The organism is Rhodanobacter geophilus (assembly GCF_040812275.1).
Lineage (GTDB): Bacteria > Pseudomonadota > Gammaproteobacteria > Xanthomonadales > Rhodanobacteraceae > Rhodanobacter_A > Rhodanobacter_A geophilus.
Genome location: NZ_JBFOHL010000016.1, coordinates 38,636 through 64,120 on the forward strand (window position 1 = coordinate 38,636; position 25,485 = coordinate 64,120).

General features: G+C 69.1%; 22 protein-coding genes. 7 read left to right on the forward strand and 15 right to left on the reverse strand.

The window, feature by feature from the left end; translation table 11 throughout:
- Positions 1 to 147: 147 nt before the first annotated feature.
- On the reverse strand, positions 148 to 594 hold the full coding sequence (locus ABQJ56_RS15405; RefSeq protein ID WP_367845905.1) for a DciA family protein: 447 nt from the start codon (positions 592 to 594) through the stop codon (positions 148 to 150).
- Between the two features lie 200 nt (positions 595 to 794).
- Between ABQJ56_RS15405 and secA the strand changes: the two genes are divergently transcribed.
- On the forward strand, positions 795 to 3,506 hold the full coding sequence (gene secA, locus ABQJ56_RS15410; protein WP_367845906.1) for a preprotein translocase subunit SecA: 2,712 nt from the start codon (positions 795 to 797) through the stop codon (positions 3,504 to 3,506).
- A gap of 254 nt (positions 3,507 to 3,760) precedes the next feature.
- Here secA and ABQJ56_RS15415 read toward each other — a convergent pair whose 3' ends face one another.
- The 6 genes from ABQJ56_RS15415 to ABQJ56_RS15440 form a co-directional block, all read right to left on the reverse strand.
- Positions 3,761 to 4,612, reverse strand: a complete 852-nt coding sequence (locus tag ABQJ56_RS15415; RefSeq protein WP_367845907.1) for a symmetrical bis(5'-nucleosyl)-tetraphosphatase — start codon at positions 4,610 to 4,612, stop codon at positions 3,761 to 3,763.
- Positions 4,613 to 4,625: 13 nt separating this feature from the next.
- Positions 4,626 to 5,009: a Co2+/Mg2+ efflux facilitator ApaG/CorD gene (apaG, locus tag ABQJ56_RS15420; protein ID WP_367845908.1), complete on the reverse strand. Its 384-nt coding sequence runs from the start codon at positions 5,007 to 5,009 to the stop codon at positions 4,626 to 4,628.
- Between the two features lie 65 nt (positions 5,010 to 5,074).
- Positions 5,075 to 5,872: a 16S rRNA (adenine(1518)-N(6)/adenine(1519)-N(6))-dimethyltransferase RsmA gene (gene rsmA, locus ABQJ56_RS15425; protein ID WP_367845909.1), complete on the reverse strand. Its 798-nt coding sequence runs from the start codon at positions 5,870 to 5,872 to the stop codon at positions 5,075 to 5,077.
- A complete protein-coding gene (gene pdxA, locus ABQJ56_RS15430; protein ID WP_367845910.1) occupies positions 5,869 to 6,906 on the reverse strand; it encodes a 4-hydroxythreonine-4-phosphate dehydrogenase PdxA in 1,038 nt (345 codons plus the stop codon). The genes rsmA and pdxA overlap by 4 nt, the downstream gene beginning before the upstream one ends.
- Before the next feature lie 15 nt (positions 6,907 to 6,921).
- Positions 6,922 to 8,277 carry a peptidylprolyl isomerase gene (locus ABQJ56_RS15435; RefSeq protein ID WP_367845911.1) on the reverse strand — a complete coding sequence of 452 codons (1,356 nt, stop codon included), beginning with the start codon at positions 8,275 to 8,277 and terminating at the stop codon, positions 6,922 to 6,924.
- A 31-nt stretch (positions 8,278 to 8,308) separates the two neighbouring features.
- Positions 8,309 to 10,753 (reverse strand): LPS-assembly protein LptD, encoded by a 2,445-nt coding sequence (locus ABQJ56_RS15440; RefSeq protein WP_367845912.1) that lies wholly within the window; start codon positions 10,751 to 10,753, stop codon positions 8,309 to 8,311.
- A 96-nt stretch (positions 10,754 to 10,849) separates the two neighbouring features.
- Here ABQJ56_RS15440 and ABQJ56_RS15445 point away from each other — a divergent pair, with 96 nt between their 5' ends.
- Entirely contained in the window at positions 10,850 to 11,011 is a 162-nt protein-coding gene (locus tag ABQJ56_RS15445; protein WP_437343441.1) for a peptide-methionine (R)-S-oxide reductase, read from the forward strand.
- Positions 11,012 to 11,062: 51 nt separating this feature from the next.
- Here ABQJ56_RS15445 and ABQJ56_RS15450 read toward each other — a convergent pair whose 3' ends face one another.
- Genes ABQJ56_RS15450 through ABQJ56_RS15460 form a run of 3 tightly spaced genes read right to left on the reverse strand, consistent with a single transcriptional unit; the run spans position 11,063 to position 13,169 of the window.
- Entirely contained in the window at positions 11,063 to 11,983 is a 921-nt protein-coding gene (locus tag ABQJ56_RS15450; protein WP_367845926.1) for a histone deacetylase family protein, read from the reverse strand.
- 12 nt (positions 11,984 to 11,995) lie between these two features.
- Entirely contained in the window at positions 11,996 to 12,568 is a 573-nt protein-coding gene (locus tag ABQJ56_RS15455; RefSeq protein WP_367845913.1) for a cob(I)yrinic acid a,c-diamide adenosyltransferase, read from the reverse strand.
- A gap of 1 nt (position 12,569) precedes the next feature.
- The gene (locus ABQJ56_RS15460) at positions 12,570 to 13,169 is read right to left on the reverse strand and encodes a hypothetical protein (protein ID WP_367845914.1); all 600 of its coding nucleotides are present in this window, start codon (positions 13,167 to 13,169) and stop codon (positions 12,570 to 12,572) included.
- A gap of 99 nt (positions 13,170 to 13,268) precedes the next feature.
- Here ABQJ56_RS15460 and ubiH point away from each other — a divergent pair, with 99 nt between their 5' ends.
- The 3 genes from ubiH to ABQJ56_RS15475 are packed head-to-tail and all read left to right on the forward strand — an operon-like array spanning position 13,269 to position 16,537.
- Positions 13,269 to 14,492, forward strand: a complete 1,224-nt coding sequence (gene ubiH / locus ABQJ56_RS15465) for a 2-octaprenyl-6-methoxyphenyl hydroxylase (protein WP_367845915.1) — start codon at positions 13,269 to 13,271, stop codon at positions 14,490 to 14,492.
- Positions 14,489 to 15,697, forward strand: a complete 1,209-nt coding sequence (locus ABQJ56_RS15470) for a UbiH/UbiF/VisC/COQ6 family ubiquinone biosynthesis hydroxylase (protein ID WP_367845916.1) — start codon at positions 14,489 to 14,491, stop codon at positions 15,695 to 15,697. The genes ubiH and ABQJ56_RS15470 overlap by 4 nt, the downstream gene beginning before the upstream one ends.
- Before the next feature lie 45 nt (positions 15,698 to 15,742).
- Positions 15,743 to 16,537 (forward strand): dienelactone hydrolase family protein, encoded by a 795-nt coding sequence (locus ABQJ56_RS15475; RefSeq protein ID WP_367845917.1) that lies wholly within the window; start codon positions 15,743 to 15,745, stop codon positions 16,535 to 16,537.
- 474 nt (positions 16,538 to 17,011) lie between these two features.
- Here ABQJ56_RS15475 and ABQJ56_RS15480 read toward each other — a convergent pair whose 3' ends face one another.
- Complete coding sequence (locus tag ABQJ56_RS15480) at positions 17,012 to 18,676, reverse strand: APC family permease (protein WP_367845918.1); 1,665 nt, start codon at positions 18,674 to 18,676, stop codon at positions 17,012 to 17,014.
- Positions 18,677 to 18,891: 215 nt separating this feature from the next.
- Positions 18,892 to 20,274 carry an L-serine ammonia-lyase gene (locus tag ABQJ56_RS15485; RefSeq protein WP_367845919.1) on the reverse strand — a complete coding sequence of 461 codons (1,383 nt, stop codon included), beginning with the start codon at positions 20,272 to 20,274 and terminating at the stop codon, positions 18,892 to 18,894.
- A gap of 64 nt (positions 20,275 to 20,338) precedes the next feature.
- Between ABQJ56_RS15485 and ABQJ56_RS15490 the strand changes: the two genes are divergently transcribed.
- On the forward strand, positions 20,339 to 20,575 hold the full coding sequence (locus ABQJ56_RS15490; RefSeq protein ID WP_367845920.1) for a glutaredoxin family protein: 237 nt from the start codon (positions 20,339 to 20,341) through the stop codon (positions 20,573 to 20,575).
- A 99-nt stretch (positions 20,576 to 20,674) separates the two neighbouring features.
- Here ABQJ56_RS15490 and ABQJ56_RS15495 read toward each other — a convergent pair whose 3' ends face one another.
- Genes ABQJ56_RS15495 through ABQJ56_RS15505 form a run of 3 tightly spaced genes read right to left on the reverse strand, consistent with a single transcriptional unit; the run spans position 20,675 to position 22,430 of the window.
- Positions 20,675 to 21,232: a YceI family protein gene (locus ABQJ56_RS15495; protein ID WP_367845921.1), complete on the reverse strand. Its 558-nt coding sequence runs from the start codon at positions 21,230 to 21,232 to the stop codon at positions 20,675 to 20,677.
- Entirely contained in the window at positions 21,229 to 21,810 is a 582-nt protein-coding gene (locus tag ABQJ56_RS15500) for a cytochrome b (RefSeq protein WP_367845922.1), read from the reverse strand. The genes ABQJ56_RS15495 and ABQJ56_RS15500 overlap by 4 nt, the downstream gene beginning before the upstream one ends.
- Positions 21,807 to 22,430: a YceI family protein gene (locus ABQJ56_RS15505; RefSeq protein ID WP_367845923.1), complete on the reverse strand. Its 624-nt coding sequence runs from the start codon at positions 22,428 to 22,430 to the stop codon at positions 21,807 to 21,809. Before ABQJ56_RS15505 ends, ABQJ56_RS15500 begins: the two co-directional genes overlap by 4 nt.
- A 183-nt stretch (positions 22,431 to 22,613) precedes the next feature.
- Between ABQJ56_RS15505 and ABQJ56_RS15510 the strand changes: the two genes are divergently transcribed.
- Positions 22,614 to 25,485 (forward strand): ligand-binding sensor domain-containing protein (locus ABQJ56_RS15510; protein WP_367845924.1); only part of this gene is annotated, 2,872 nt, incomplete at its 3' end.

The following is a 25,485-nucleotide window of genomic DNA, read 5'->3' on the forward strand; positions in this document are numbered from 1 at the left end:
TGATCGCAAGAGTATGTTTGAAGAGTGCGGCCACGGATGGGCGCCCGTTTGATCCTCGCGATCAGGGATGATCGCAAGGATAAGCTTGAAGAGTGCGGCCACGGATGGGCGCCGGTTCGATCCTCGCGATCAGGGCGATCGCAACAATCACCTGCCGGTCTTGGCCAGCGCGGCCAGCCGGCCGAACAGTTCGCGCCACTCGGGATCGGTCGTGGCCAAGGCTGCGGCACGCAGGTGGACCGCAGCCCCGGGCGACAGCGCGCGCGCGCGTTCGGGTTCCAGCTCGATCCGTGGCAACGGGCTCACCTTGATCCCGATCGCCTCGGCGCGGATGTCGAGGCTGCGCGCAGTCGTGAGAACCTGCGCCTGCAACAGGCGCAGCCGCGTGGCCCAGGCGGGCGTGGCGGCGAGGAACAGCAGCCGGCCGCCGCGCAGGTTGGCGAAGCGCACCTGCTCGCGCAGCGGCAGCGGCAGGGTCTGGCGCAGCGCGCGGTCCAGCGCATCCAGCGCGGCGGCCCTGCCGGCAAGAGTGGCGAAGGATCCGCAGGCGCCGAGCGCTTGCGGACCGCGGGGACGCGAGGCAGCGCGGGACATGACCGACGGCTCCGGAATGGGGCGATGCGACGATGATACCCGCCGCACGCCGCGCACGCCGCCCTTGAATCCGCAGGCCGGCGCCGCCATGCCGGAAGTCCCGGGACCTTGGCCATGGGTACCGCCCGGGCCCGTGTAGTAACATGCCCGTTTGGGTTGCGCCAAGGCGCGGCCCCTTGTCCCCGTCATCCGGAAGATCGATGCTCAATCGTGCCCTCACCAGCATTTTCGGCAGCCGCAACGAGCGCGTGCTGCGCCAGTTGTCGCGGATCGTGGTGCGCATCAACGCGCTGGAACCCGAATTCGAGAAGCTGAGTGACGAGGCGCTGCGGGGCAAGACCGAAGAATTCAAGCAGCGCGTCGCCGGCGGCGAGTCGCCGGACAAGCTGCTGCCGGAGGCTTTCGCGGTGGTGCGCGAGGGTGCCAAGCGCGTGCTCGGCATGCGGCACTACGACGTGCAGCTGATCGGCGGCATGGTGCTGCACCAGGGCAAGATCGCCGAGATGCGCACCGGCGAGGGCAAGACCCTGGTGGCCACGCTGCCGGTGTACCTCAACGCGCTGGAAGGCAAGGGCGTGCACGTGGTCACCGTGAACGACTACCTGGCCCGTCGCGACGCGGCGCAGATGGGCAAGCTGTACGGTTTCCTCGGCCTGACCACCGACGTGGTGTGGCCGGGCATGGAGCACGCCGACAAGCACAAGGCCTACGCCGCCGACATCACCTACGGCACCAACAACGAGTTCGGCTTCGACTACCTGCGCGACAACATGGCACTCAGCAAGGAGCAGCGCTATCAGCGCGGCCTGCACTACGCCATCGTCGACGAAGTGGACTCGATCCTGATCGACGAGGCGCGTACCCCGCTGATCATCTCCGGCCCGGCCGAGGACTCGCCGCAGCTCTACATCGCGGTGAACAAGATCGTGCCGCGCATGATCCGCCAGCAGGAGGAAGAGGGCGCCGGCGACTACTGGGTCGACGAGAAGCAGAAGCAGGTGCACTTGTCCGAGGACGGCATGCAGCATGCCGACGAGCTGCTGCGCGAGACCGGCGTGATCAGCGAGGACAGCGGCCTGTACGACTCCAAGAACCTCGCCGTGGTGCACCACCTCAACGCCGCGCTGCGCGCCAACGCGATCTACCAGCGTGACGTGGACTACATCGTGCGCGACGGCGAGGTCATCATCGTCGACGAGTTCACCGGCCGCACCCTGCCGGGCCGGCGCTGGTCCGACGGCCTGCACCAGGCGGTGGAGGCGAAGGAAGGCGTGCCGATCCAGCGCGAGAACCAGACGCTGGCCACGGTGACGTTCCAGAACCTGTTCCGCATGTACAAGAAGCTGTCCGGCATGACCGGCACGGCCGACACCGAGGCGTTCGAGTTCCAGAGCATCTACGGCCTGGAAGTGGTGGTGATCCCCACCCACAAGCCGATGATCCGCAAGGACAACGCCGACCTGGTCTTCCTCGGCCAGCAGGCCAAGTACAACTCGGTGATCGAGGACATCAAGGACTGCCACAAGCGCGGCCAGCCGGTGCTGGTCGGCACCACCTCGATCGAGGTGTCCGAGCTGTTGTCCGAACAGCTGCGCAAGGCCAAGGTCGCGCACGAGGTGCTGAACGCCAAGCAGCACGAGCGCGAGGCCCACATCGTGGCCCAGGCCGGCGCGCCGGGACAGGTGACGATCGCCACCAACATGGCCGGCCGCGGTACCGACATCGTGCTCGGCGGCAGCCTGGAGGCGGCACTGGCCACGCTGCCGGCGGAGGCCACCGAGGTCGACCGCGCCCGCGTCAAGGCCGAGTGGAAGAAGCTGCACGAGCAGGTTCTCGCTGCCGGTGGCCTGCACATCATCGGTACCGAGCGGCACGAGTCGCGCCGCATCGACAACCAGCTGCGCGGCCGTTCCGGCCGCCAGGGCGACCCGGGTTCCTCGCGCTTCTACCTGTCGCTGGAGGACAACCTGCTGCGCATCTTCGGTGGCGAGGGCCTGATCCGCTGGATGAAGCGCTTCGGCATGAAGGAAGACGACGCGCTCGAAGACAAGATGATCAGCCGCCAGATCGAGAAGGCGCAGCGCAAGGTCGAGCAGCACAACTTCGACATCCGCAAGCACCTGCTCGAATTCGACGACGTCGCCAATGACCAGCGCAAGGTGATCTACCGCCAGCGCGACGAGCTGCTGGAGGGCGAGGACGTTTCCGCCACCGTGGCCGACATCCGCAACGACGTGGTCGAGAGCATCGTGCGCGACCACGTGCCGCCGGACAGCATCGACGAGCAGTGGGACATCCCCGGCCTCGACCGTGAGCTGGAAAGCCGGTTCGGCCTGTCGCTGGACTTGCCGCACTGGCTGGAGCAGCAACCGGAAATCGATGCGCCGATGATCCTCGAACACGTGCGCGACGGCGTGGAGGGGCTGTTCCGGGCCAAGGAGGCGCAGATCGGCGCCGAGACCATGCGCCAGCTTGAGAAGCACATCATGCTGACCGTGGTCGACAACGCCTGGAAGGAACATCTGGCGAACATGGACTACCTGCGACAGGGCATCTATCTGGTGGGCTACGCGCAACAGGACCCCAAGCAGGCATTCAAGCGCGAATCGTTCCGGCTGTTCTCCGACATGCTCGACCGCATCAAGGCCGAGGTGGTGCAGATGCTGGCGCGCATCCGCATCCGCAGCGAGGAGGAAGTCGCCGCGATGGAGGCCGAGCAGCAGCGCCTTGCCGAGCGCCTGCAGCGGCAGATGCTGGCCAGCGGCGGCGGCGCGCCCACCGGCGGCCTCGAGGCCGATCCGGCCGGCGCCCTGCAGCTGCAGCAGCCGGACACGCCACGCGTGGGCCGCAACGATCCCTGCCCGTGCGGCTCGGGCAAGAAGTACAAGCACTGCCACGGCCAGCTGGCCTGAGGCGAAGACATGAAAAACCCCGCCTCGGCGGGGTTTTTCGTGTCGCATGCCTGCATGGGTGTCTTGCAGGGGGCTTCGGGTTTGTTCGGCGGAAATCAAAAGCCCGCGCTGTTTGTGCCGGGGAAAGCACTTCCTGTGCTTTCCCTGACTCGCCCCGGTTGCTCGGTGGCCAACCGGGACTCCACTGCGCGGCGGCCGCCACGCAGCATGTGATCCATCCATGGATCGGGGACTGACAGGTCGCCTGCGGCCCGTCAGTCCCCGCCGCCGGGCGGCCGCTTGCGGTGCGGTTCGGCGTTCACGGCGATGTAGCGTGGTTCCTCGCTGTCCAGCTGCAGCGCGGTGAGCTGGCCACCCCACACGCAGCCGGTGTCGATCGCGTATACGCCGAGGCCCGCGAAACGGCCCAGTGCAGACCAGTGGCCGCAGACGATGCGCGTCTCGCGGCGGCGCATGCCGGGCACCTCGAACCAGGGGTACAGCCCGGGCCGCTGGGTACCGGGCTCGCCCTTGCCCTCGAAATCGATGCGGCCATTGACGTCGCAGTAGCGCATGCGGGTAAGCAGGTTGATCGTGGCGCGGTGACGGTCCAGTCCCTGCAGGCGGCTCGACCAGCTGGCCGGGCGGTTGCCGAACAGGTTGCGGAGGATGCGCGGATGACGCGGGCTGGAGAGTTCGCGCTCCACTTCCTGCGCGGCTTTCTGGGCCTGCCGCAGCGTCCACGCAGGTGCGAGGCCGGCGTGGATCATGGTCCAGCCGAGCTGCTCGTCGTGGTGCAGCAGCTTCTGCGAGCGCAGCCATTCGAACAGCACCGGCGCGTCGTCGGCGAACAGCACTTCGCGCAGTTCCGGATTCACCTTGGCCTGGGCCTCGGGCTTGCGCAGCGCGATCGCCAGCAGGCTGAGGTCGTGATTGCCCAGGGTGATGACGCATTGCTCGCGCAGGCCGTGGATCAGCCGCAGCGTGGCCAGCGACTGGCCGCCCCGGTTCACCAGGTCACCACAGAACCACAGCCGGTCCGCCACCGGGTCGAAGCGCAGCTTGTCCAGCAGGCGCTGCAGTTCCGGGTAGCAACCCTGCACGTCGCCGATCGCGTAGGTGGCCATCAGCGCGTCGCCATCAGTGCAGCGTGCGCGGGATGGACAGGGTGAACGACGGAATCGGCGCCTCGAAACGGGTGCCGTCGTCGGCCAGCATCTGGTAGCAGCCGCCCATGGTGCCCACCGGGGTCTCCAGCACCGCACCGGAGGTGTATTCGTAGTCGTCGCCCGGGCGCATCCACGGCTGCTCGCCCACCACGCCGTCGCCGCGGACTTCCTCGACCTTGCCGTTGGCGTCGGTGATCACCCAGTGCCGGGCCAGCAGCTGCGCGGGCACGCTGCCCGCGTTGCGCAGCGTGATGGTGTAGGCGAACACGTAGCGGTTGTCGTCGGGGCGGGACTGGTCGGGGACGAAACGGGTCGTGACCTGCACGTCGATCGTGTAGGGGTTGTTAGCGCTCATGCGGCGATTGTAAGGCCTGTCGCCGGCGAACGGTCGCCGCATGCACGCAACGTGCACGGGCAGATTCAGCGGCTGCCGAGCCGCTTGGCCAGACGCACGAAATCCGCTGGCGCCAGCGTCTCGGCGCGCGCCTTGGGATCGACGTCAGCGCCGCGGATCGCGTCGGCGTCGAGCAGCTGCCGCAGCGCGTTGCCCAGCGTCTTGCGGCGCTGGCCGAAGGCCGCCTTCACCACTGCGTGCAGCAGTTCGGGATCGGCGTCGTGGCGCTCGTGCGGTGCCAGCGGCACCACCCGCACCACCGCCGAATCCACCTTGGGCGGCGGCCGGAACGCTTCCGGCGGCACCTCGAACAGCGGCACCACCCTGCAGGCCAGCTGCAGCATCACCGACAGCCGGCCATAGACCTTGCTGCCGGGTTCCGCGGCCATGCGCTCGACCACTTCCTTTTGCAGCATGAAGTGCATGTCCTCGATCACCGCCGCGTGCTCGACGCAGTGGAACAGGATCGGGCTGGAGATGTAGTAGGGCAGGTTGCCGGCGATGCGCAGGCGCGCCACGCCATGCCGGTGCGCCAGCGCGGTCAGGTCCACCTTCAGCACGTCGGCGTGGACGATGGCCAGTTCGCCGACTTCCGCGGCGCGGGCCTTCAGCGCGGGAATCAGGTCGGTGTCCAGCTCGATCGCGGAGAGCGTGTGCGCGGCAGCCAGCAGCGGCAGGGTGAGCGCACCTTCGCCGGGGCCGATCTCCACCAGAAAATCGCCATCGCGCGGCGCGATCGCGCGCACGATGTCGTCGATGTAGCGGCGGTCGTGCAGGAAGTGCTGGCCGAAGCTTTTCTTGGGGCGAGCAGGAGCGTGGTTCATGGCGTCTGTCGCCGGAGCGGCCCATCACCCCGGCCTTCTCCACGCAGGAGCAGGGGCGAAGAGCGGGCGATGAGACTCAGCGCCATATCCGCGGCGGCGATCAGGCTGGCGGGATCGGCGCGGCCGCTGCCGGCGAGGTCGAGCGCGGTGCCATGGTCGACCGAGGTGCGGATGAAGGGCAGGCCGAGGGTGAGGTTCACGGTGCGGTCGAAGGCTTCGCTTTTCAGCACCGGCAGCGCCTGGTCGTGGTACATCGCCAGCACCGCGTCGTAGCGTGCCCGCTGCGCGGGCACGAAGGCGGTGTCGGCGGGCAATGGGCCGATCAGCTGCATGCCTTCGGCGCGCAGGTCGTCCAGCAGCGGGATGATGGTGTCCAGTTCCTCGCGGCCGAGGTGGCCACCCTCGCCGGCGTGCGGGTTGAGGCCGAGCACGGCGATGCGCGGGGTGGCGACGCCGAACTTCGCGCGCAGCTCCGCGTGCACGATGCGCAGCGTGCGTTCCAGTGCGGTGCGGGTGATCGCGGCAGGCACGGCGCTCAATGGCAGGTGCGTGGTGGCCAGCGCCACGCGCAGCTCGGGGCTGGCCAGCATCATCACCACGTCGGCGCCGGTGCGCTCGGCGAAGAACTCGGTGTGGCCGCTGAAGCGGATGCCGGCCTCGTTGATCGTGGCCTTCTGCAGCGGCGCGGTGACCACGGCGGCGTAGCGGCCGGCCAGGCAGCCGTCGGCGGCCTCGGCCAGGGTGGCGAGCACGTGCCGTGCGTTGCGCGGATCGGGTCGGCCGGGAATTTCCGTGGCGCCCAGTGGCACGTGGTGCACGCGCAGGCTGCCGTCGCCGCGCTGGTCGCGCGGCGTACCGTCATCGTCGACCAGTGCGAGGTGCAGGCCGCAGCGCGCGGCGGCGCGTTCGAGCAGATTGCGGTCGGTGACCGCCACCAGGTCCGCCGCCAATGGCGTGGCGGCCAATCGCGCGATCAGTTCCGGACCGATCCCGGCCGGCTCACCGGCGGTGACGGCGAGCCGTGGGAGCGCCATGCCGGCGATCCCCGGTCAGGAGGCTTTCCCGGCGTCTGCCGGCGTGTTGACGTCGTCGCGCAGCGCGGGCACCAGCACGTTGATGTAGGCATTCGCGCGCAGGTCGCGCAGGAAGTCGTCGTAGGCCTGTTCGGCCTTGCGGTTGCCGATCGCCTGGCGTGCCTGCTCGCGTTCCATCTGGGTGGTGAGATCGCTCTGGCGGGTGCCCAGCAGCTGCAGGATGTCCCAGCCGTCGCTGGTCTGGAACGGCTGCGAGACCTGGTTCTCCTTCAGCTGGCCGAGCTGCTGCGCGATCGCGCTGCCCCAGGCCTGCTGCGCGAACCAGCCCATGTCGCCGCCGAGGTTGGCGGTGGTGTCGTCCTTGGAGTTGTCCTTGGCCAGCTTGGCGAAGTCCGCATGCTTGTTGACGATCTGGTCGTACAGCTCCTGCGCCTTCTGCTGTGCCTGGTCCGGCGTCATCAGCTCGCTGGGCTTGAGCAGGATCTGCCGTGCGTGGTACTCGGTGACGATCTGCTTGGACGGTTCGCGCTGGCCGACCAGCTTGAGGATGTGGAAGCCGGTGGGACCGCGCAGCGCGGAGCTGACGTCGCCGGGCTTCATGTTGGCCACGGTGTCGGCGAAGGCCGGCGGGATCTCGTCCATGCGGCGCCAGCCGAGGTCGCCGCCGTCCAGCGCGTCGGGCGCGTCGGAGTAGCGGATCGCCGCGGCGTTGAAGTCCATGCCGCCTTTGATCGCGTTGATCGCCTGTTCGGCCTTGGCCGCGGCGGCCTGGATCGCGGCGGCATCGGCGCCGCCCGGGATGCTGATCTGGATATGCGCCAGGTGCACCTCGCCTGCCTTGTAGCTGGGGCTGGCCAGCAGGTTGTCGATCTCGCTGTCGGTGACCGACACCGAGTCGTGCACCACGCTCTGGTGCAGCTGCTGCACGGTGAGCTGGTCGGCCAGTTGCTGGCGGAAGGAAGCGAAGTCCTGGCCGGTGCGCTCGACTTCGGCGCGCAGCTGGTCGGGGCTCATCTTGTTCTGCTGGGCCACCTGGGCCACGGCCTGGTCGACCTGGGCATCGGAGACGTGCACGCCCTGGTCGTCGGCCTTCTGCAGCTGCAGCCGCATCAGGATCAGCCGGTCCAGCACCTGCTGCTGCAGCACGTTCATCGGCGGCAACTGACCGGGCTGGCTGGCGTACTGCTGCTGGATCGAGTGCACCGCGTTGTCGAGTTCGCTTTGCAGGATCACGTCCTCGTTCACCACGGCCACGATGCGGTCCAGCGACTGGGTCTGGCCGGCAGGCGCGCCGGTATTGGGCAGCAACTGCGCCTGCGCGGGCAGCGCGAGCACGAGGGCGGGCAGGAGCAGGGCGAGGAATCGCTTCATCAGGGAGCAGCCGGAAGGTGGATACAGCGGTTTATTGATAGCCGAGAATATCACGGTGCAGCAGTGGGTCGATCTGGCCGCCGGTGGAACCCATGCCCTTGAAGACGACTTCGAACATCACCGCGTTGTCGCGCAAGTTGGTCTGGCCCGGCGTCGTGGGCGGTGCAACCCCGTAGTAGCCCTGGTTCACGTAGCTGCGGTCGACCAGCCGCAGGGTGACGCAACAACTGTCGTATTCCACGCCGGCCAGCGCCTCGATCGTGCCCTTCAGCGGGGTGACCACGCCCTTGATCGGCTCGGCGTACGTCCATGCGCCGATCAGGCGCCAGCGCTCGGACAGCGGGTAGACCGCCGAGACGCTGTATTGTTCCATCAGCCCCTTGCGGTAGCGGTAGGCGAAGTTGACCACCCCGTCCAGGCCCAGCCGCCCCTGCAACTGCAGCATCGCCATGTCGGTGCGGCGGGTGTTCGGGCTCCACTGGTAGGAACTGTTGACGTGCCAGCGGTCGCTGAACTGCAGGTCCAGCTGGGCCACGTACGATGAGCCGGACCAGTCGGTGGCCGGCGACACCGTGTTCGCACCGTTCGGCATCTGCACCTCCTGCGGGGTGAAGTAGCGGATCTGGCCGAAGCTGGCGGACAGGCGCTCCACGCCGCCGTCGTCGAGCAGGCGGGTGGTGACCGCGGCAGTGAGGTTGTTCGCGTTCATCTGGCGGTCGGCGCCGGCGAACTGGTTGGTGGAGAACAGCTGCCAGTAGTCGAACGTCATCAGACTGCTGTCGAACAGCGGCAGGTTGTCCTGGTTGCGGTACGGCACGTAGAGGTAGTACAGCCGAGGCTCCAGCGTCTGCGTGTAGCTCTGGCCGAACAGCGAGATGTTGCGGTCGAACACCAGGCCGCTGTCGACGCTGACGATCGGCAGCGATCGGCTGGGCGACTTCTGCATGAATGGCGTCGAAGTGCCGCTGCCCAGCAGTCCGTAGTAGCCGTAGTCCTGGTAGCCGTTGCTGAGCTGGTAGTCGGTGTAGCGCCACGCGACGCGTGGGCGCACGAACCATGCCGGCGTGCCGAAGTCCGCACCGATCCATGGCTCGATGTCCTCGCGGCTGCCTTCCACGTAGCCCGGCTTGCGGAACGCCACGAACTGGTTGGTCATGCCGAATTCCAGCCAGCGGTTCAGCGGCAGGTCCACGTTGAAATTGGCGTACGGCAACTGCCGGTAGGGCAGCGACGCATCGGTGAGGAACGGGTTCATGTTCTGGTAGGCGGTGCCGCCCACCGAGGCGTTCCACCACTTGCCGCCGCCCGCGATCTGCGCGCTGGAAGTCAGTATGTACACCGGGGCGCCGCCCAGGTCGTTGCCGAAGTCGTAGTAGAAGCTGTTGTCGGAGCTGCGGTCGATCGAGGTGCTGAAGTTCCAGCTCTGCCACAGGTGCACGGTGTCGGTGAGGGTGACCCGGTAGCGCCGCGTGCCCTGGGTGTCGCTGGTGGTGCCCGGATCGTTGGTGCCATGGTCGTTCGGCACGTATTGCACGTCCATCGTGCTGCTGCTGCCCGGCACCATGTAGCGGAACTCGCCGTCCAGCATCGGGCCGCGCAAGGTGTAGATGCGCGGATCCAGCGTGGCGTCGTAGTTCGGCGCGAGGTTCAGGTAGAACGGTGTGCTGAGCATGTAGCCCGAGCGGCTGGTGTGGCCGATCGTCGGGTACAGGAAGCCGGTCATGCGCCGGTTGTCCACCGGGAAGCTGAACCAGGGCAGGTAGAGCACGGGCACGTTGCCGACGCGGAAAGTGGCGTTGTGCGCCACGCCGCGGCCGGTCTCCTTGTTGACGGTGATCGACTTGCCGCGGAACTCCCACACGTGGTGGCCGACGTCGCAGGTGGAGTAGGTGGCTTTCGTGTAGAGGGTGTGGTCGGCGTCGAACATCTGCGCCTGGTTGGCCACGCCATTGCCGCGCGAGTCCAGCATCTGGTAGCGCACGTCGTCGGCGATGCCGGTGCTGGCATCGTCGTTGCCGCGGGCGTGGGTGGCGGCCATCAGCTGGCCGTAGTCCTGGTAGCGCACGTTGCCGCGCGCGTCGTAGTCGGTGGTGTCGTCGTTGTAGTCAACGGTGTCCGCCTGCAGCCGTTGGTCTGCACGGTCCATGCGCACGTTGCCGGAGAGGTGGTAGACGGTCTGGTTGGAGCTGTCCACGTGCTGCGCCCACACGTAGGTGTTGCTGGTGTCGCGCACGCTGCTGTCGCGGCTCAGGGTGGGGTCGTAGAACGCCAGCATCGCGTTCGGGCGGCACATCGCATAGTTGTACGGTCGCGGCGCGCAGTGGAAGGAGCCCAGCGGGCAGACCTGCTCGCTGCCGTCCAGCGAGGTCTTGCGATGCGGCCCCGTGCCACTGGCCACGGCGTCGATCGGGCCGCCGGCCAGGGCGAGGGCGGCGGCAACCGCCAGCAGGCGTCGTGGAGGGAGCTTGCGCGTCACAATGGAAACCCGGCGGCCGTGAGGCCCGTAAAGCTAGCAGAAAGACCCCGGATCAGGCAGACATGCCAGGCCGCGACACGCAACGAGGATTCAGTCATGAACGAACCCGGGCTGGTCAGGAGCGAGGCGGAATGGCGCATCGAGGTGCGCTGCGCACATGGCGACTCGCATCTGGGCCGCGTGTTCCCCGACAGCCCCGGGCCCACCGGGCTGCGCTACTGCATCAACTCGTTGGCGCTGGATTTCGTGCCGGAGTAGGGCCGGCTTCAGCCGCGACCAACCGGCAACGAATCGCGGCTGAAGCCGCTCCTACTCCAGCAACTCTCCGACATGCGCCGCCGTGCTGGCCGCCAGCGCGGCGAGGTCGTAGCCGCCTTCCAGCGTGGAGACCAGCCGGCCGCCGGCGTGCTGGTTCGCCAGCTCGACCAGCTTTGCGGTGATCCAGGCATAGTCCTCGCTGCCCAGGCAGAGCCCGGCCAGCGGGTCGTTCCGGTGGGCGTCGAAGCCGGCGGAGACCAGCAGCAGCTGCGGCCTGAAGGCGCGGATGCGCGGCAACAGGTCGCCTTCCCACAGCTCGCGGAACAGGCAGGAGCCGTCGCCGGCCGACAGCGGCCGGTTGAGGATGTTGCCGGCACCGCGTTCGCCCGGGCTGCCGCTGCCCGGGTACAGCGGCATCTGGTGGCTGGAGGCGAACAGCACGCGCGGCTCGCGCCAGAAGATGTCCTGGGTGCCGTTGCCGTGGTGCACGTCGAAGTCGGCGATCGCCACGCGCTTCAGGCCATGTGCCGCCAGCGCGTGCGCCGCGGCCACCGCCACGTTGTTGAACAGGCAGAAGCCCATGGCCTGCTCGCGAGTCGCGTGGTGGCCGGGCGGCCGCACTGCACAGAACGCGTGGCGCACGTGGTCGTCGCCGAGCACCGCGTCCACCGCCGCCACCGCGGCGCCGGCGGCGCGCAGCGCGGCCTCGGCAGAGCCGGGTGACAGCACGGTGTCTTCGTCCAGCCGCCGCATCTCGCCGGGCGGCACGGCGGCGAGCATGCGTTCGACATGGGCTGCCGCATGCACGCGCAGCAGCTGTTCGCGGCTGGCACGCGGCGCCTCCACCCGGTCCAGCGCGGCGTAGCGGTCGTGGTCAAGCGCACGCAGCACGGCGGCGAGACGTGCCGGCGCTTCGGGGTGGCCGGGGCCGTTGTCGTGTTGCAGGCAGGCCGGGTGGGTGTACAGCCGCAGCATGCGGCCGCTTCAGCTGGCGGCGGGCTTGCGCCGCCGTTCGTGCTGCCACAGCACCTCGCCGTGGCCGCCGGCGCGGGCGAGCACGCGGCAGAGCACGAACAGCAGGTCGGAGAGGCGGTTGAGGTAGCGCTGCGTCTGTGGCCGCACTTCGGGTTCCAGCTGGCGCAGCGTGATCACCTCGCGCTCGGCGCGGCGGCACACGGTGCGTGCCAGGTGGCAGCAGGCGGCGGCCATGCCGCCGCCGGGCAGGATGAAATCCTTCAGCGGCGGCAGCGGTTCGTTGAAGGCATCCAGCACGCCTTCCAGCCGCGTGACGTCGGCATCCTCGATCATCGCCATGCCGGGGATGCACAGCTCGCCGCCCAGGTCGAACAATTCATGCTGCACCTGGGTCAGCGCCTCGCGCACCGCCGCGTCCACGCCCTCGCAGGCCAGCACCATGCCGATCGTGCTGTTGAGCTCGTCCACGGTGCCGTAGGCGGCCACGCGCGGCGAGTCCTTGGCCACGCGCGAGCCGTCGCCCAGGCCGGTCGTGCCGTCATCCCCCGTGCGGGTATAGATCTTGGACAGGCGGTTGCCCACGTCAGTGCTGGGCGTGGCCGCTGCGCTGCGACAGGCGCGACAGCTGGGTCGCCAGGGCATGCACCACCGCACCCAGCGCCACGTAGAGGGCGGTGCCGGTGAGGAACGGCAGGTACCAGTCGCCGAGGTTGGCGAACCAGGCGCCGAAGCTGCGCGGCGCCGGCACGCTGGCGCTGATCCAGTAGAAGCTGCCGTTGGAGATCAGGTAGCACACGCCCTCGGCGACCAGCAGCGCGGCGACCGCGAGGGCCAGCGTGGAGAGGCGCAGGCCCTGCTGGCGCTTCGCCAGCCAGCTGCCGCCCAGCCACAACGCGCCGTAGGACGGGACCAGGAACCAGTAGCCCGGCGACACGCAGTAGTGGCTCCAGAAATCGATGCCCTGGCCGGTGATGACGAGGTAGTCCACCAGCACCGCCTCGGCCATCAGCAGCGGGAAGGCCCAGCGGCCCTGGCCGCGCAGCCAGAATCCGGCGAGGAAGAACACGCCCCACGAGGCATCCCACAGCGCGTGGTGCAGCAGCGAGGGATGGAAGCGGGTGACGCCCATCACCAGGGCCAGACCCAGGAAGATGGCCAGGCGTCGGGTCGTTGTGGTTGCCATTGTGTACTCCGTGCAGCTCGGCGGGATTCAGACGCCCAGTTTATCCCAATGCGACCGGCCCGATGCGTGGGCATCGCGCTGGCGCGTATCATCCGGTGCATGAATCCCTCCGCATCCCCTGCCGATCGCGGCGTGCTGATCGTCGGTGGCGGCCTGGTCGGCGCCAGCCTCGCCATCGCGCTGGACGCCGCCGGCGTCGCCGCCACCCTGGTCGAGGCCGCCGCGCCGCGCACCGATGCCCAGCCCAGCTACGACGAACGCAACCTCGCGCTGGCCCGGGCCACCGTCAACGGCCTCGCCGCGATCGGCGTGTGGCCGCACGCGGCGGCGCAGGCCGCGCCGATCCGGCACATCCACGTCAGCCGCGCCGGCGAGTTCGGCAGCGCGCGCTTGGCGGCGGCGAAGCACGGCGTCGACGCGCTGGGCTGGACCCTGCCCGCACGCGAGCTGGGCGCGGCGCTGCTGCGCCGGCTGGACGCCTGCACCCGGCTGACCCGGCTTGCGCCCGCGAAGCTGGAGTCGCTGGAAGCACAGCCGGATGGCTGGCGCGCCCGCATCCGCACGGCCGACGGCGAGCGCGCGATCGATGCCTCGTTGCTGGTGGGAGCCGACGGCACCGAATCCTTCGTGCGTCAACAGCTGGGCATCGACGCCGAACGCCACGACTACGGGCAAACCCTGTTCGTCGCCACGGTGACGCCGGAGCGCGCGCATGCCAACCGCGCGTTCGAGCGCTTCGCGGACGCCGGCCCGGTGGCCTTGCTGCCGCTGGCCGAGGGGCGTTGCGGCCTGGTGCTCACCGTGCCCGCGGAAGAGGCCGGCGCGGTTGCCTTGCTGGAGGACGATGGTTTCATCGCGCTGGCGCAGCAGCGTTTCGGCTGGCGGCTCGGTCGTCTTTCGCGGCCCGGCAAGCGCCATCCCTATGCGATCCATCGCGTGGCCGCGCAGCGGCTCGCCGGCCCGCGCGCGGTGCTGGTGGGCAATGCCGCGCAGACCGTGCATCCGATCGGTGCGCAGGGCTTCAACCTCGGCCTGCGCGATGCGCTGACCCTGGCCGAGCTGGTCGCTGCCGCGGACGATCCGGGGGCGCCTGCCTTGCTGGAGCGTTATGCCGCGCGCCGCGCGCCCGATCGCGAAGGCACCATGGCGATGAGCCACGGCCTGGTGCGCCTCGCCTGTCTCGAACAACCCCTGCTCGCGCCGCTGCGCTCGCTGGCACTGCTCGCCCACGACCGCGTGGCGCCGCTGCAGGATCGCCTGGCGCGGCGTGGCATGGGCTTCCGCGGCGAGCCGCCGCGCGCGGTGCTGGAGCGGTTGCCGTGAGCGTCTCGCATTACACCCATGCGCCGCGTCGCGGCCCTGCACTGGATGTTGCCGTGGTCGGCGGTGGCATGGTGGGCGCCGCCGCCGCACTGGCACTGGCCAAGTCCGGCTTCGCCACCGCCCTGCTGGAGGCGCGTGCGCCGCAGCCCTGGAGCGTCGCCGACGAAGTGGACCTGCGGGTGGTGGGGCTGGCGCCGTCGTCGATCGCCTTGCTCGACGAGTTGGGCGTCTGGACGTCCATTCGCGGCGCGCGTTCCGGTCCCTATGCGCGCATGCATGTGTGGGACAGCGAAAGCGGCGCAGCGATAGCCTTCGATGCCGCCGACGAGGGACGCGACCTGCTCGGCCACATCGTCGAGAACAACCTGGTGCAGTGGACGCTGTGGCAGGCGCTGGAAACCGCCGGCGTGCGCCGGCTGTGCCCGGCCGAGGTGCGCGGCTTCGATGCGCGCGAGGACCGCGTCACGCTGGAGCTGGCCGACGGCGCAAGCCTGTCCGCACGCCTCGTGGTGGCCGCCGACGGAGCCGCCTCGCCGCTGCGCACGATGGCCGGCATCGCCACCCGCGGCCGCGACTACGCGCAGCGTGCGGTAGTGGCGCACGTGGCCACCGAGCGGCCGCACGCGCAAACGGCGTGGCAGCGCTTTCTTCCGACCGGTCCGCTGGCGTTGCTGCCGCTGGCGGACGGGCGCAGCTCCATCGTGTGGTCGCTGCCCGAGGACGAGGCGCAGCGCGTGCTTCTGCTTTCCGACGCGGCCTTCCTGCAGGAGCTTGGCGTTGCCAGCGATTTCCGCCTGGGGCGCGTCGTGTCGACCACGAAGCGCGCTGCCTTCCCGCTCAAGCTGCAACTGGCCGAGACCTACCAGGCCGAACGCTTCGTGCTGCTGGGTGATGCCGCGCACGCGGTGCATCCGCTGGCCGGGCAGGGCGTGAACCTGGGCCTGCGCGACGTGGCCGAACTGCGCGACGTGCTGGTCGCCGCGCGCGACGCAGGCCGCGATTTCGCCGCCGCCCACGTGCTGCGTCGCTACGCGCGCCGCCGGCGCAGCGCCGACACGCTGGACGCGCGCGGCTTCGACGTGCTGGCGCGCATCTATGCCTGGCGGTCGCCGCCGCTGGTCGCCGCGCGCGGCCTCGGCGTGCGCCTGCTCGACCGGTTGGCGCCATTGAAACGTCACCTGGCGGAGCATGCCGCCGGATTTTGAATGTCGTCCCCTGGAAGCCAGGGGCATCCATCAGGAGGAGCCGTCATGCGTATCGCTCGATTCTGCAGTGCTGTGTTGCTCTCGCTGCTCGCCTTCGCCGTGCAGGCGAAGATGGTGCATCGCCCGGTGGAATGGACGCAGGGCGGCACGCGCTTCCACAGCGTGCTGGTCTACGACGACGCCGGCAGCGCGAAGCGTCCCGGCCTGGTGATGGTGCCGAACTGGTTCGGCGTGAACGACGAAGCGATCAGGAAGGCCGAGATGATCGCGGGCAAGGACTACGTGATCCTGCTCACCGACATGTACGGCGCCAACGTGCGCCCGCAGCTGGACAACGCCGAGCAGGCGCAGGCCGCGGTGAAGCCGCTGTACGCGAACCGCGCCTTGATGCGCTCGCGCATCAACGAGGCGCTGGCCCAGCTCAAGGCGCAGGCGAAGGATGCCCCCATCGACACCGCGAGACTCGCCGCGATCGGCTTCTGCTTCGGCGGTGCGGCGGTGCTCGATCTCGCGCGCAGCGGCGCGGATGTCGCCGCCGTCGTGTCCTTCCACGGCGATCTTTCCACCGACGACGCGTCGATGGCCAGGCACATCAAGGCCCGCGTGCTGGCGATGAACGGCGCCGATGACACGTGGACGATGAAGGACGCCGACAAGTTCATGGACGAGATGCGCCAGAGCCCTGCCGACTGGCAGTTCGTGGTGCTGGGCCATGCGGTGCATTGCTTCACCGAGGTGGGCGAGAACTCGCCGGGGTGCAAGTACGACGCGAAGGTGGCCGCGCGCTCGTACGGGCTGATGCATGCGTGGTTGCGGGAGGCGTTCGCGGGGCGCGATTGAGCGCGGTGGCTGGTGCCTTGCGTGTCGCAAGATGCAAAGCGGTTTCGGCCGCCTGCCGCAACACGTTTTTGCCCCTCGCCCGCCTGCGGGAGAGGGGTTGGGGGAGAGGGCGCTCTTGCTCTTTCCGGGTTCTCGCCAGCGACAAAGCGGTTCCGTGCGCCCGCTGCGCGGCCTGGTCGTCCCCGCCCCGCCGCCGCCCAGGGGCCCCGAAAGAGCAGGCGCGCTTCCTGCGCGCCAGAAGCAACAGCAGAGCACCGCGCATCGCGCGGTGCTCGTGCTCAGCTCTCCTGAAAAGTGCGCGCCGGGAGCGCGCTGCTTTACCCGGGGCCCCTATGGCGCGCCATCGGGGTGGCCTCTCTTTTGGTTGCTTTTCTCTGGCCACGCAGAGAAAAGTGACTCGGGCGCCGGCAGGCGCATGAAACCGCTTTGAAGCAGCTTGAACACGCGGGTTGGCGGTAACGGCCGAGACAGGGCTCAATGCCCGGTGAGGCGCTCCGCATCAAGCTCTTCCGGTGGCACCAGCGGCGCATCCGGATGCGAGGCAGCCTCCAGCTCGGCGGCTTCCACCGACGGCGTGCGCCAGCCCGACTTGACGCCCCAGACGTAGAACACGAAACCGATCACCGCGACCACCAGCAGATCCCAGCCATAGGGCAGGTAGCCCTGGCCGCCGAAGGTGGTGCTTCCGGCCCAGGAGACGAAGGCGATCACGGGCAGGTAGGCGACCAGCCACCAGGCGCCTTTCATCTGGCGGCCGAAATCGTGCCAGCCGGACTTGGCCTGGTAGTAGAAGTACACCGGCAGCGCGACGACCATCAGCAGGATGATCTCGCCGGTCAGCGGCCACTTCGCCCAGTACAGCAGTTCGGTGGACATCACGAAGGCGATGCCGGCGAGCACGGGCAGGCCGGCGAGGCGCAGGGGGCGGTGCAGGCCGGGCGCGGTGCGGCGCAGCGTCATCACGCTGACCGGGCCGGTGAGGTAGGAGATGATCGTGGCCACCGAGATCACCGCGGCCAGCGTGCCCCAGCCGCGGAAGAAGAACAGGAACAGGAAGGACACCGCGAGGTTCACCCACATCGCCGGGCGCGGCACGCCCCATTTCGGGTGGACGTGGCCGAGGATCTTCGGCAGCGTGCCATTGCGCTCCATGCCGTAGAGCATGCGGGCGGTGGTGGCGGTATAGGTCATGCCGGTGCCGCTGGGGCTGATCACCGCGTCGATGAACAGCAGGGTGGCCAGCCACTGCAGGCCGAGGATGATCGCGAGGTCGGCGAACGGCGAGCTGAAGTTGATGCCGTGCCAGCCCACATTGGCCAGCATCTCGCGCGGCACCGCGCCGATGAAGGACACCTGCAGCAGCACGTAGATCGCGGTGGCCAGCACGATCGAGCAGACGATCGCGAACGGGATGCTCTTGCCCGGATTGTGCGCCTCGCCGGCGAGGTTCACCGGGCTCTGGAAGCCGTTGAAGCTGAACACGATGCCGGCGATCGCCACGGCGGTGAGCACGGAGGCGAAGTCGATGGAGTGCACCTCGCCGTGGATGCCGACGCTGAAGTTCTCCGGATGGAAGCCGCTGGCGATCAGCAGCACGGCGGTGAGCGCGGGGATCACCAGCTTGAACAGGGTGATCGCGGTGTTGGAGCGCGCAAACAGCTTCACGCTCCAGAAGTTCAGCAGGAAGTACGCGATCACCAGCGTGGCAGCGATGGCGAGGCCGACCGCGCTCAGTTCGCCGTGCCCGCCGGGCGCCTGGTGGTAGAGATCCTTCGCCCACGCCCATTTCCACGAGGACATGTACTGTGCCGAGGCCTCCGCCTCCACCGAGATCACCGAGACGATCGCGATCCAGTTCGCCCACGCCGCGATGAAGCCCACCAGCGAGCCGTGCGAATAGTGGCCGTAGCGCACCATGCCGCCGGATTCGGGAAACATCGCGCCGAGCTCGGCATAGGTCAGCGCGATGAACAGGATGATCACCGCGCCGATCACCCAGGCCCAGATCGCGCCGGGACCGGCGATCTGCGCCGCGCGCCAGGCGCCGAACAGCCAGCCGGAGCCGATGATCGAGCCCAGGCCGGTGAGCATCAGGGCGAACGGGCCGACGTCGCGGCGGATCGAGCTGCTGGATGACATGAAAACTCCTGAAGCGCGCTGGCGCGCATCCCCGAAAGGAACCGATGGTTGCAGACCGGGTGGCGCCTGTCACCCCGCGAAGGTCATGCGTGGCCGTACGCGACGGTATCGGCCGACGCGGCCTGCCGGCGCAGGCGAGCCGGAAATCCGCTGCCGCGTGCGGCGCGGAGCGGGCGCAGGGAGACGCTCCCCGCAAGCACGGGGAGCAGGGGCCATCAGCACTCGATCACGTTCACCGCGAGGCCGCCGCGGCTGGTTTCCTTGTACTTGTCCTTCATGTCGCGGCCGGTGTCGCGCATGGTCTTGATGACCTTGTCCAGGCTCACGCGATGCTTGCCGTCGCTCTTCAGCGCCATGCGGCTGGCGTTGATCGCCTTCACCGAACCCATCGCGTTGCGTTCGATGCAGGGAATCTGCACGAGGCCGCCGATCGGGTCGCAGGTGAGGCCCAGGTTGTGCTCCATGCCGATCTCGGCGGCGTTCTCCACCTGGTGGATGCTGCCGCCCAGTGCGGCGGTGAGGCCGCCCGCGGCCATCGAGCAGGCCACGCCGACCTCGCCCTGGCAACCCACCTCGGCGCCGGAGATCGAGGCGTTTTCCTTGTACAGGATGCCGATCGCGGCGGCGGTGAGCAGGTAGTCGATGATGCCGTTCTCGTCGGCCTTGGGGCAGAAGCGCAGGTAGTAGTGGCCCACCGCGGGCACGATGCCGGCGGCGCCGTTGGTGGGTGCGGTGACCACGCGGCCGCCGGCGGCATTCTCCTCGTTCACCGCCAGCGCGTAGAGGTTCACCCAGTCGAGGATGGTCAGCGGATCCCTCAGCGCGGCCTCGGGCTGGTTGCGCAACTCTTCCGCCATCGCCGGCGCGCGACGCGCCACGTGCAGGCCGCCGGGCAGGGTGCCGGGCGAGCGCAGGCCGCGGTTGACGCAATCCTGCATCGCCTTCCAGATCGTGAGCAGGCCGGCGCGGGTCTCGGCCTCGGGGCGCCACACGGCCTCGTTCGCCATCATCAATTGCGCGATGGTGAGATGGTGCTTCTCGCACAGCGCCAGCATCTGGTCGCCGGTGGAGAACGGGTAGGGCTGCTCGGTCGTGTCGGCGACGATGCGGTCCTCGGCCGCCTCGTCGTTGTTCACCACGAAGCCGCCGCCCACGGAGTAGTAGTCGCGCGTGGCCAGCTCGTTGCCGTCGGCGTCGTAGGCGGAGAAGCGCATGCCGTTGGTGTGGAACGGCAGCTTCTGGCGCTTGTTGAAGACCAGGTCGGCCTTCTCGTCGAACGCGATCTCGTGCCTGCCGAGCAGGCGGATGCGGCCGCTGCCGCGGATGCGCTCGAGGATGCCGGGGATCGCGTCGGGGTCGACCGTGTCGGGATGCTGGCCCGCGAAGCCCAGCAGCACCGCCTTGTCGGTGCCGTGGCCGCGGCCGGTCATCGCCAGCGAGCCGTACAGTTCGGCGCGCACGCGCGTCACGCGATCGAGCACGCCTTTTTCCTCCAGCCAGCGCTCGGCAAAGCGCGCCGCGGCGCGCATCGGCCCCACCGTATGCGAGGAGGACGGCCCGATGCCGATCTTGAACAGGTCGAATACGCTGACGGCCATGATGCGCTGCGAGTGGGGAAGGGAAGCCGCTATTCTACGCGGGCACTTTCCCATCCGCAGGCGCATGCCCGATCTCGTCCTCTACCAGCGCGACTACTGCCACCTGTGCGACCTGGCACTGGCGGTGCTGGCCGAGGCGCAGGCGCCGGAGTTCGACAGCGTGTGGGTGGACGATGAGCCGGCGCTCGAAGCGCGCTACGGCATGCGCCTGCCCGTGCTGCATGACGCGCGCGACGGCCGCGAGCTGGACTGGCCGTTCGACGCGGCGGCGGTGCGCGCCTTCCTTGCCGCGGTCCCTTAGGAGCGGCTTCAGCCGCGATCAACCGTCACGCCATCGCGGCTGAAGCCGCTCCTGCGGCGAAGGGCGGCATCGCGCGCAGGGTGCGCTCCTATGGGCGAATCACTTCGCCACCAGCACCAGGTGCGAATGCACCTTCACGTCGGCGCCGATCACCGAGGTGTCGGCGTAGTCGCCGCCGCCCACGCCGAAGTCCAGCCGCTTGAGCGTGCCGTCCACGTCGAGCGTGGCGTTCTTGCCCTGTGGCTTGAAGTCCACGGCGAGGCTCATCGGCCTGGTGACGCCGCGCAGGGTGAGCTTGCCGTCCGCGACCACCTTGCCGCCGACGTTGCGGAAGCCGGTGGTGACGAAGTGCGCGGTGGGATACTGCGCCACGTCGAAGAAATCCTTGCCGGGCAACGCGCCCTGCTGGTCCTTGTCGCTCACCGCGACGCTGGCCATGTTCACGCTGACGTCGAACTTCGACTGCGCGAGCCGCGCGGGGTCGTAGCTGATCGTGGCGTGCCACTGCCTGAAGCCGCCGTCGAAGCTGGCGCCCTGGAAGGTTCCGGTGAAGCCCAGCGTGCTGGCGGGCTGCACGGCGTAGTCGGCGGCCAGCGCGGCGGCCGGCAGCGCGAGCGCCAGCAGCGCCGCGGCGGCGAGGTGTCGGATCTTCTTCATGGGCGTTCTCCTGCTTGCGTCTTGTCGTTGCGCAGCCTGCCGAACGGCAGCATGCGCCTCAGCACGTCGTCCCGGTCGAACACGTGATGCTTGAGCGCGGCGCCCACGTGCCCCACCAGCACCAGCACCAGGAACCAGAACAGGTATTCGTGCAGCGCGTGCGAAAAGTGTCGCAATGCGTCGTTCTTCGCCGCGATGCCCGGCAGGTTGAACAGCTTGAAGAACTGCAATGGCTTGCCGGTCACCGAGTTGAACCACCAGCCGCTCACCGGCAGCGCCAGCGCCAGCAGGTACAGCAGCGCGTGGGTGGTGCGCGCGGCCCATTGCTGCCAGCGCGGCGCGGGTTCCTCGCGTGGGCGGCCGTCGCCCCAGCGCCAGGCCAGGCGCAGCAGCATCAGCGCCAGCACGGTGAGGCCGATCGACTTGTGCAGCGCCAGCCAGTTGATCTTCTGCATCGGGTTGCCGGCCAGGTCCATGCACAGGCCGAACACGCCGTTGCCGAGGATGGCCAGCGCCACGATCCAGTGGAGGGACTTGGCGACCGCGCCCCAGTGGCGGTCGTCGCTGCGCAGCTTCATGGGGAATCCTTGGTGGCATCGGTACCGGTGGAGGAATGATCGTCGCGGATCGCTTCCAGTTCCATCCACACGGTCACGCGATGGCCGATCGAGTCGGGAAAGGCCGTGATGCCGAAGTCGGTGCGGTCGAGGCTGGCGGTGGCCGAGAAGCCGGCGACGGTATGCAGGCCGTACAGCGTGCGGGCCACGCGGTTGAGGCGGAACGGGATGGCCAGCGGGCGGCTCACGCCGTGCAGGGTGAGCGTGCCGTGCAGCACGCCGTGGCTGGCGTCGGTGCGTTCCACCGAACGGCTGGCGAAATGCGCCATGCGGTCGTGCGCACAATCCAGCAGGGCGCGCCCGCAGACCGCCGCGCTCCAACCGGCGTCGCCCATGTCCACGCCTGCCAGGTCGATGTCGAGCTCCGTGCTGGCCTGGCCCAGGTCGTCCGGATCCAGGCGCAACCAGCCGCGGGCGATGTGCAGCCGCCCGAACGGCCGCGAATAGCCGTCGTGGTCGATGCTGAAGACGATCTGGCTGTGCACGGTGTCGTAACGGTACTCGTGCGTGCCGGCGAACGCGGCCATGGCCGGCGCGGCCAGCAACAGTGACAACCAGCGTGCGGGATGCGTGCGGGGCATGCGGCGAAGTCTGGATGATCGCCGATCCCGGCGCCAGCGGCGAAACCGGAACGCAGCATTCGCGGCAGGGATCGAGGCCGCCTGCGCGCCGGGCACTGCGCTCGCGCGGGTATCGCGGTTTTGGCATGATGCGGCGAGGGCAGGGGATACGCCATGTTTGCATCGCTGGTCTTGGGGGCTGTCTTGTCCGTTGCCGCGCCGGTGGCGGCCAGCGCAGGTGCGGGGCAGGCGGCCGTTCCGGCACCGGGCAGCGAGTCGGCCGCAGGCCGGTTGCCCACGCCGCAGTTCAAGCACTTCGACACGAGCGATGGCCTGCCCAGTTCGGCCATCAATGCGGTGGTGCAGGATGCGCGCGGCTTCATGTGGTTCGGCGGCTCCGGCGGCCTGCTGCGCTATGACGGCGTGGAATTCAAGGCCTACACGCCCGAGCCGGGCGCGGCGAATGCGCTGTCGTCCAACGACATCACCCAGCTGGTGTGCGCGACGGACGGCAAGCTGTGGATCGCCACCGGCGATGCCGGGCTGGACCGGCTCGATCCGGCCACGGGACGTTTCGAACACTGGCGGCACGATCCGGACAAGCCGGGGAGCCTGTCCAGCGACGTGGTGATCACGCTGGCACGGGACCATGACGGCAGCCTGTGGGTGGGCACCCGCAACGGCCTCGATCACCTGTCGGCGGATGGCGGCCGGCTGGAGCATGTGCCCTATCTGCAGGCCGTCGGCGGCGCTGCCGGCAATGCCCGGGACAGGATGGTCGGTGCGCTGAAGGTCGACACCGACGGCACGTTGTGGATCGGCACCTGGTCCGGCCTGCTGCTGAAGCGGCTCCCGGACGGCAGCGTCCATCAGGTCCAGGTGGTGCATGGCCAGGACAAGCCCGACCAGATCTGGCGCATCAACGGCAATGGCAGCGACCTGCGCATCGGTACGCGGCTCGGCCTGCTGCATCTCGACAGCGACGGCGTGGCGCGGCCGATGTTCACCGCCGCGGAGATGGCGCCGGAGTACGTCTTCGACAGCGCCCGCGATCGTTCCGGCCGGCTGTGGATGGTGACGCTGCACGGCGTGGTCATGGTCGATCCGCGTACCGGCATCCATCGCTTCCACAGCCAGCCGCTGGTGCTGGGCGGCCTGCCCGGCGAATGGACCTGGCGCGTCATCACCGATCGCGAAGGGGGATTGTGGTTCACGTTCTACGATGGCGGCATCGCGTACCTGGCGCCGAGCTGGGAGGAGTTTTCGCGCTATACGCACATCCCCGACGATCCCGACAGCCTGCGCGACACGCTGGCTTCGGCGGTGGCACCCAGCGCGGATGGCCGGCTGTGGGTGGGCGAGCGCGGCAAGCTCGACAAGCTGGATCCGGCCACCGGCAAGGTCGAGCACGTGCTCGACGGCCTGAAGACCGAAGTGATCGCGATGGCCGAGGACGGCCGCAGCCTGTGGTTCACCGTGCGCGGCTCGCTGCATCGCTACCAGGACGGCAAGGACACGGTCATCGACGCGGACCACAGGCAGTTCACCCGGCCCGAGATCCTGGTGAAAGGGGGCGACGGCGCGATCTACGTCACCGTGGCGAAGGATGGCGTGGTGCGGGTCGACACGAAGACGCTGCAGGTCACCCCGGTGCCGATGCCGGTCGACGCGAAGGACGTCGACATCCGGCCGTCGGGACTGGACGTGCAGGACGGCAGGCTCCTGTATGCGAACCACGAGGGATTGATGCGCTGGAACCCCGCCATCCGGCGCATGGAATTCGTCCCCGGGGTGCCGCGCGGCGAGGACATCCTCTCCCTCACGCAGATCGGAGCGACGTTCTGGTTGCTGCGCAACGACGGGCTGGAGCACTACCACTGGCAGGATGGCCGCGCCGTCCGCGACCGCGTGGTGGGGGCGGCGCAAGGGTGGACGAGCCCGGTGGTGCTGGGCATGGACACGGACCGTACGGGACGGCTGTGGATCTTCAGCCAGACCGGGTTGTGGAGCTATGACCCGGCTGCCGGCAAATTCAGGCGCTACGGGGTGCAGGACGGCCTGATCAACAGCGAGTTCATCGGCGGCGCCGCGCGGCTGGCGCCGGACGGGCCGTTCTATGCACCCACGCAGGGTGGCGTGATCGGGTTCGACCCGTTGCGGCTTCGCGCGAAGGCCATGGCCCCGCTGCTGGCCGTGGTCGGCATCGACGTGCGCGACAACCGGGGCGTGCGCGCCTTGCCCACCAGCCAGCCGCAGGTCGCGCTGGCCTGGCAGGATCGCGACCTGCGCGTCAGCGTCCGCGCGCTTTCCTATGTCAATCCGCTGGCGAACCGCTACCGGTTCCGCATGGAAGGCATGGACGATGGCTGGGTGGATGCCGGTGACCGCGGCGACCGCGAGTTCGTGGGATTGCGTGCCGGCGACTACACCCTGCATGCCGAAGCGGCCGGTGCCGGTGGGGCGTGGGGGCAGTTGGCGACACCCTTGCGCATCCACGTGCAGGCACCGCCGTGGCAACGATGGTGGGCGTGGCTGCTGTACGTGGTGGCGGTGGCGGCGGCGGTGGGCTGGATCATGTGGGCATGGCGGCGGCGGCTGGCGCAGCGGCACCGCATCGAGCTGATCGAGCAGCGGCGCGCGCTGGCGGAGCAGGCGAGCGCGGCGAAGACGCAGTTCCTGGCCACGCTGAGCCACGAGATCCGCACGCCGATGACGGGCGTGATGGGCATGGCGGAGCTGCTGCTGAACACGCCGCTGGACCCGAAGCAGCAGGACTACACGCGGGCGATGCAGCGCTCGGGCGGCATGCTGCTGAAGCTGCTGAACGACGCGCTGGACCTGGTGCGCATCGACGCCGGGCGGCTGGAACTGGAGCCGGCGCCGTTCGAGCCGCGCCAGCTGGTCGAGGACGTGGCGCAGCTGGAACAGGGCCTGGCCTGGAGCAAGGGCCTGCGCTTCGCGGTGGAGATCGGCGAGGAGCTGCCCGCGCAGGCGATCGGGGATGCGGTGCGCATCAAGCAGGTGCTGCTGAACCTGGCCAACAACGCGCTGAAGTTCACCGCGCACGGCGGCATCA

Coding starts and splice junctions, on each gene's coding strand:
- ABQJ56_RS15405 (WP_367845905.1), bottom strand. CDS start 594: ATGTCCCGCGCTGCCTCGCGTCCCCGCGGTCCGCAAGCGCTCGGCGCC.
- secA (WP_367845906.1), top strand. CDS start 795: ATGCTCAATCGTGCCCTCACCAGCATTTTCGGCAGCCGCAACGAGCGC.
- ABQJ56_RS15415 (WP_367845907.1), bottom strand. CDS start 4,612: ATGGCCACCTACGCGATCGGCGACGTGCAGGGTTGCTACCCGGAACTG.
- apaG (WP_367845908.1), bottom strand. CDS start 5,009: ATGAGCGCTAACAACCCCTACACGATCGACGTGCAGGTCACGACCCGT.
- rsmA (WP_367845909.1), bottom strand. CDS start 5,872: ATGAACCACGCTCCTGCTCGCCCCAAGAAAAGCTTCGGCCAGCACTTC.
- pdxA (WP_367845910.1), bottom strand. CDS start 6,906: ATGGCGCTCCCACGGCTCGCCGTCACCGCCGGTGAGCCGGCCGGGATC.
- ABQJ56_RS15435 (WP_367845911.1), bottom strand. CDS start 8,277: ATGAAGCGATTCCTCGCCCTGCTCCTGCCCGCCCTCGTGCTCGCGCTG.
- ABQJ56_RS15445 (WP_437343441.1), top strand. CDS start 10,850: ATGAACGAACCCGGGCTGGTCAGGAGCGAGGCGGAATGGCGCATCGAG.
- ABQJ56_RS15460 (WP_367845914.1), bottom strand. CDS start 13,169: ATGGCAACCACAACGACCCGACGCCTGGCCATCTTCCTGGGTCTGGCC.
- ubiH (WP_367845915.1), top strand. CDS start 13,269: ATGAATCCCTCCGCATCCCCTGCCGATCGCGGCGTGCTGATCGTCGGT.
- ABQJ56_RS15475 (WP_367845917.1), top strand. CDS start 15,743: ATGCGTATCGCTCGATTCTGCAGTGCTGTGTTGCTCTCGCTGCTCGCC.
- ABQJ56_RS15480 (WP_367845918.1), bottom strand. CDS start 18,676: ATGTCATCCAGCAGCTCGATCCGCCGCGACGTCGGCCCGTTCGCCCTG.
- ABQJ56_RS15485 (WP_367845919.1), bottom strand. CDS start 20,274: ATGGCCGTCAGCGTATTCGACCTGTTCAAGATCGGCATCGGGCCGTCC.
- ABQJ56_RS15490 (WP_367845920.1), top strand. CDS start 20,339: ATGCCCGATCTCGTCCTCTACCAGCGCGACTACTGCCACCTGTGCGAC.
- ABQJ56_RS15495 (WP_367845921.1), bottom strand. CDS start 21,232: ATGAAGAAGATCCGACACCTCGCCGCCGCGGCGCTGCTGGCGCTCGCG.
- ABQJ56_RS15500 (WP_367845922.1), bottom strand. CDS start 21,810: ATGAAGCTGCGCAGCGACGACCGCCACTGGGGCGCGGTCGCCAAGTCC.
- ABQJ56_RS15505 (WP_367845923.1), bottom strand. CDS start 22,430: ATGCCCCGCACGCATCCCGCACGCTGGTTGTCACTGTTGCTGGCCGCG.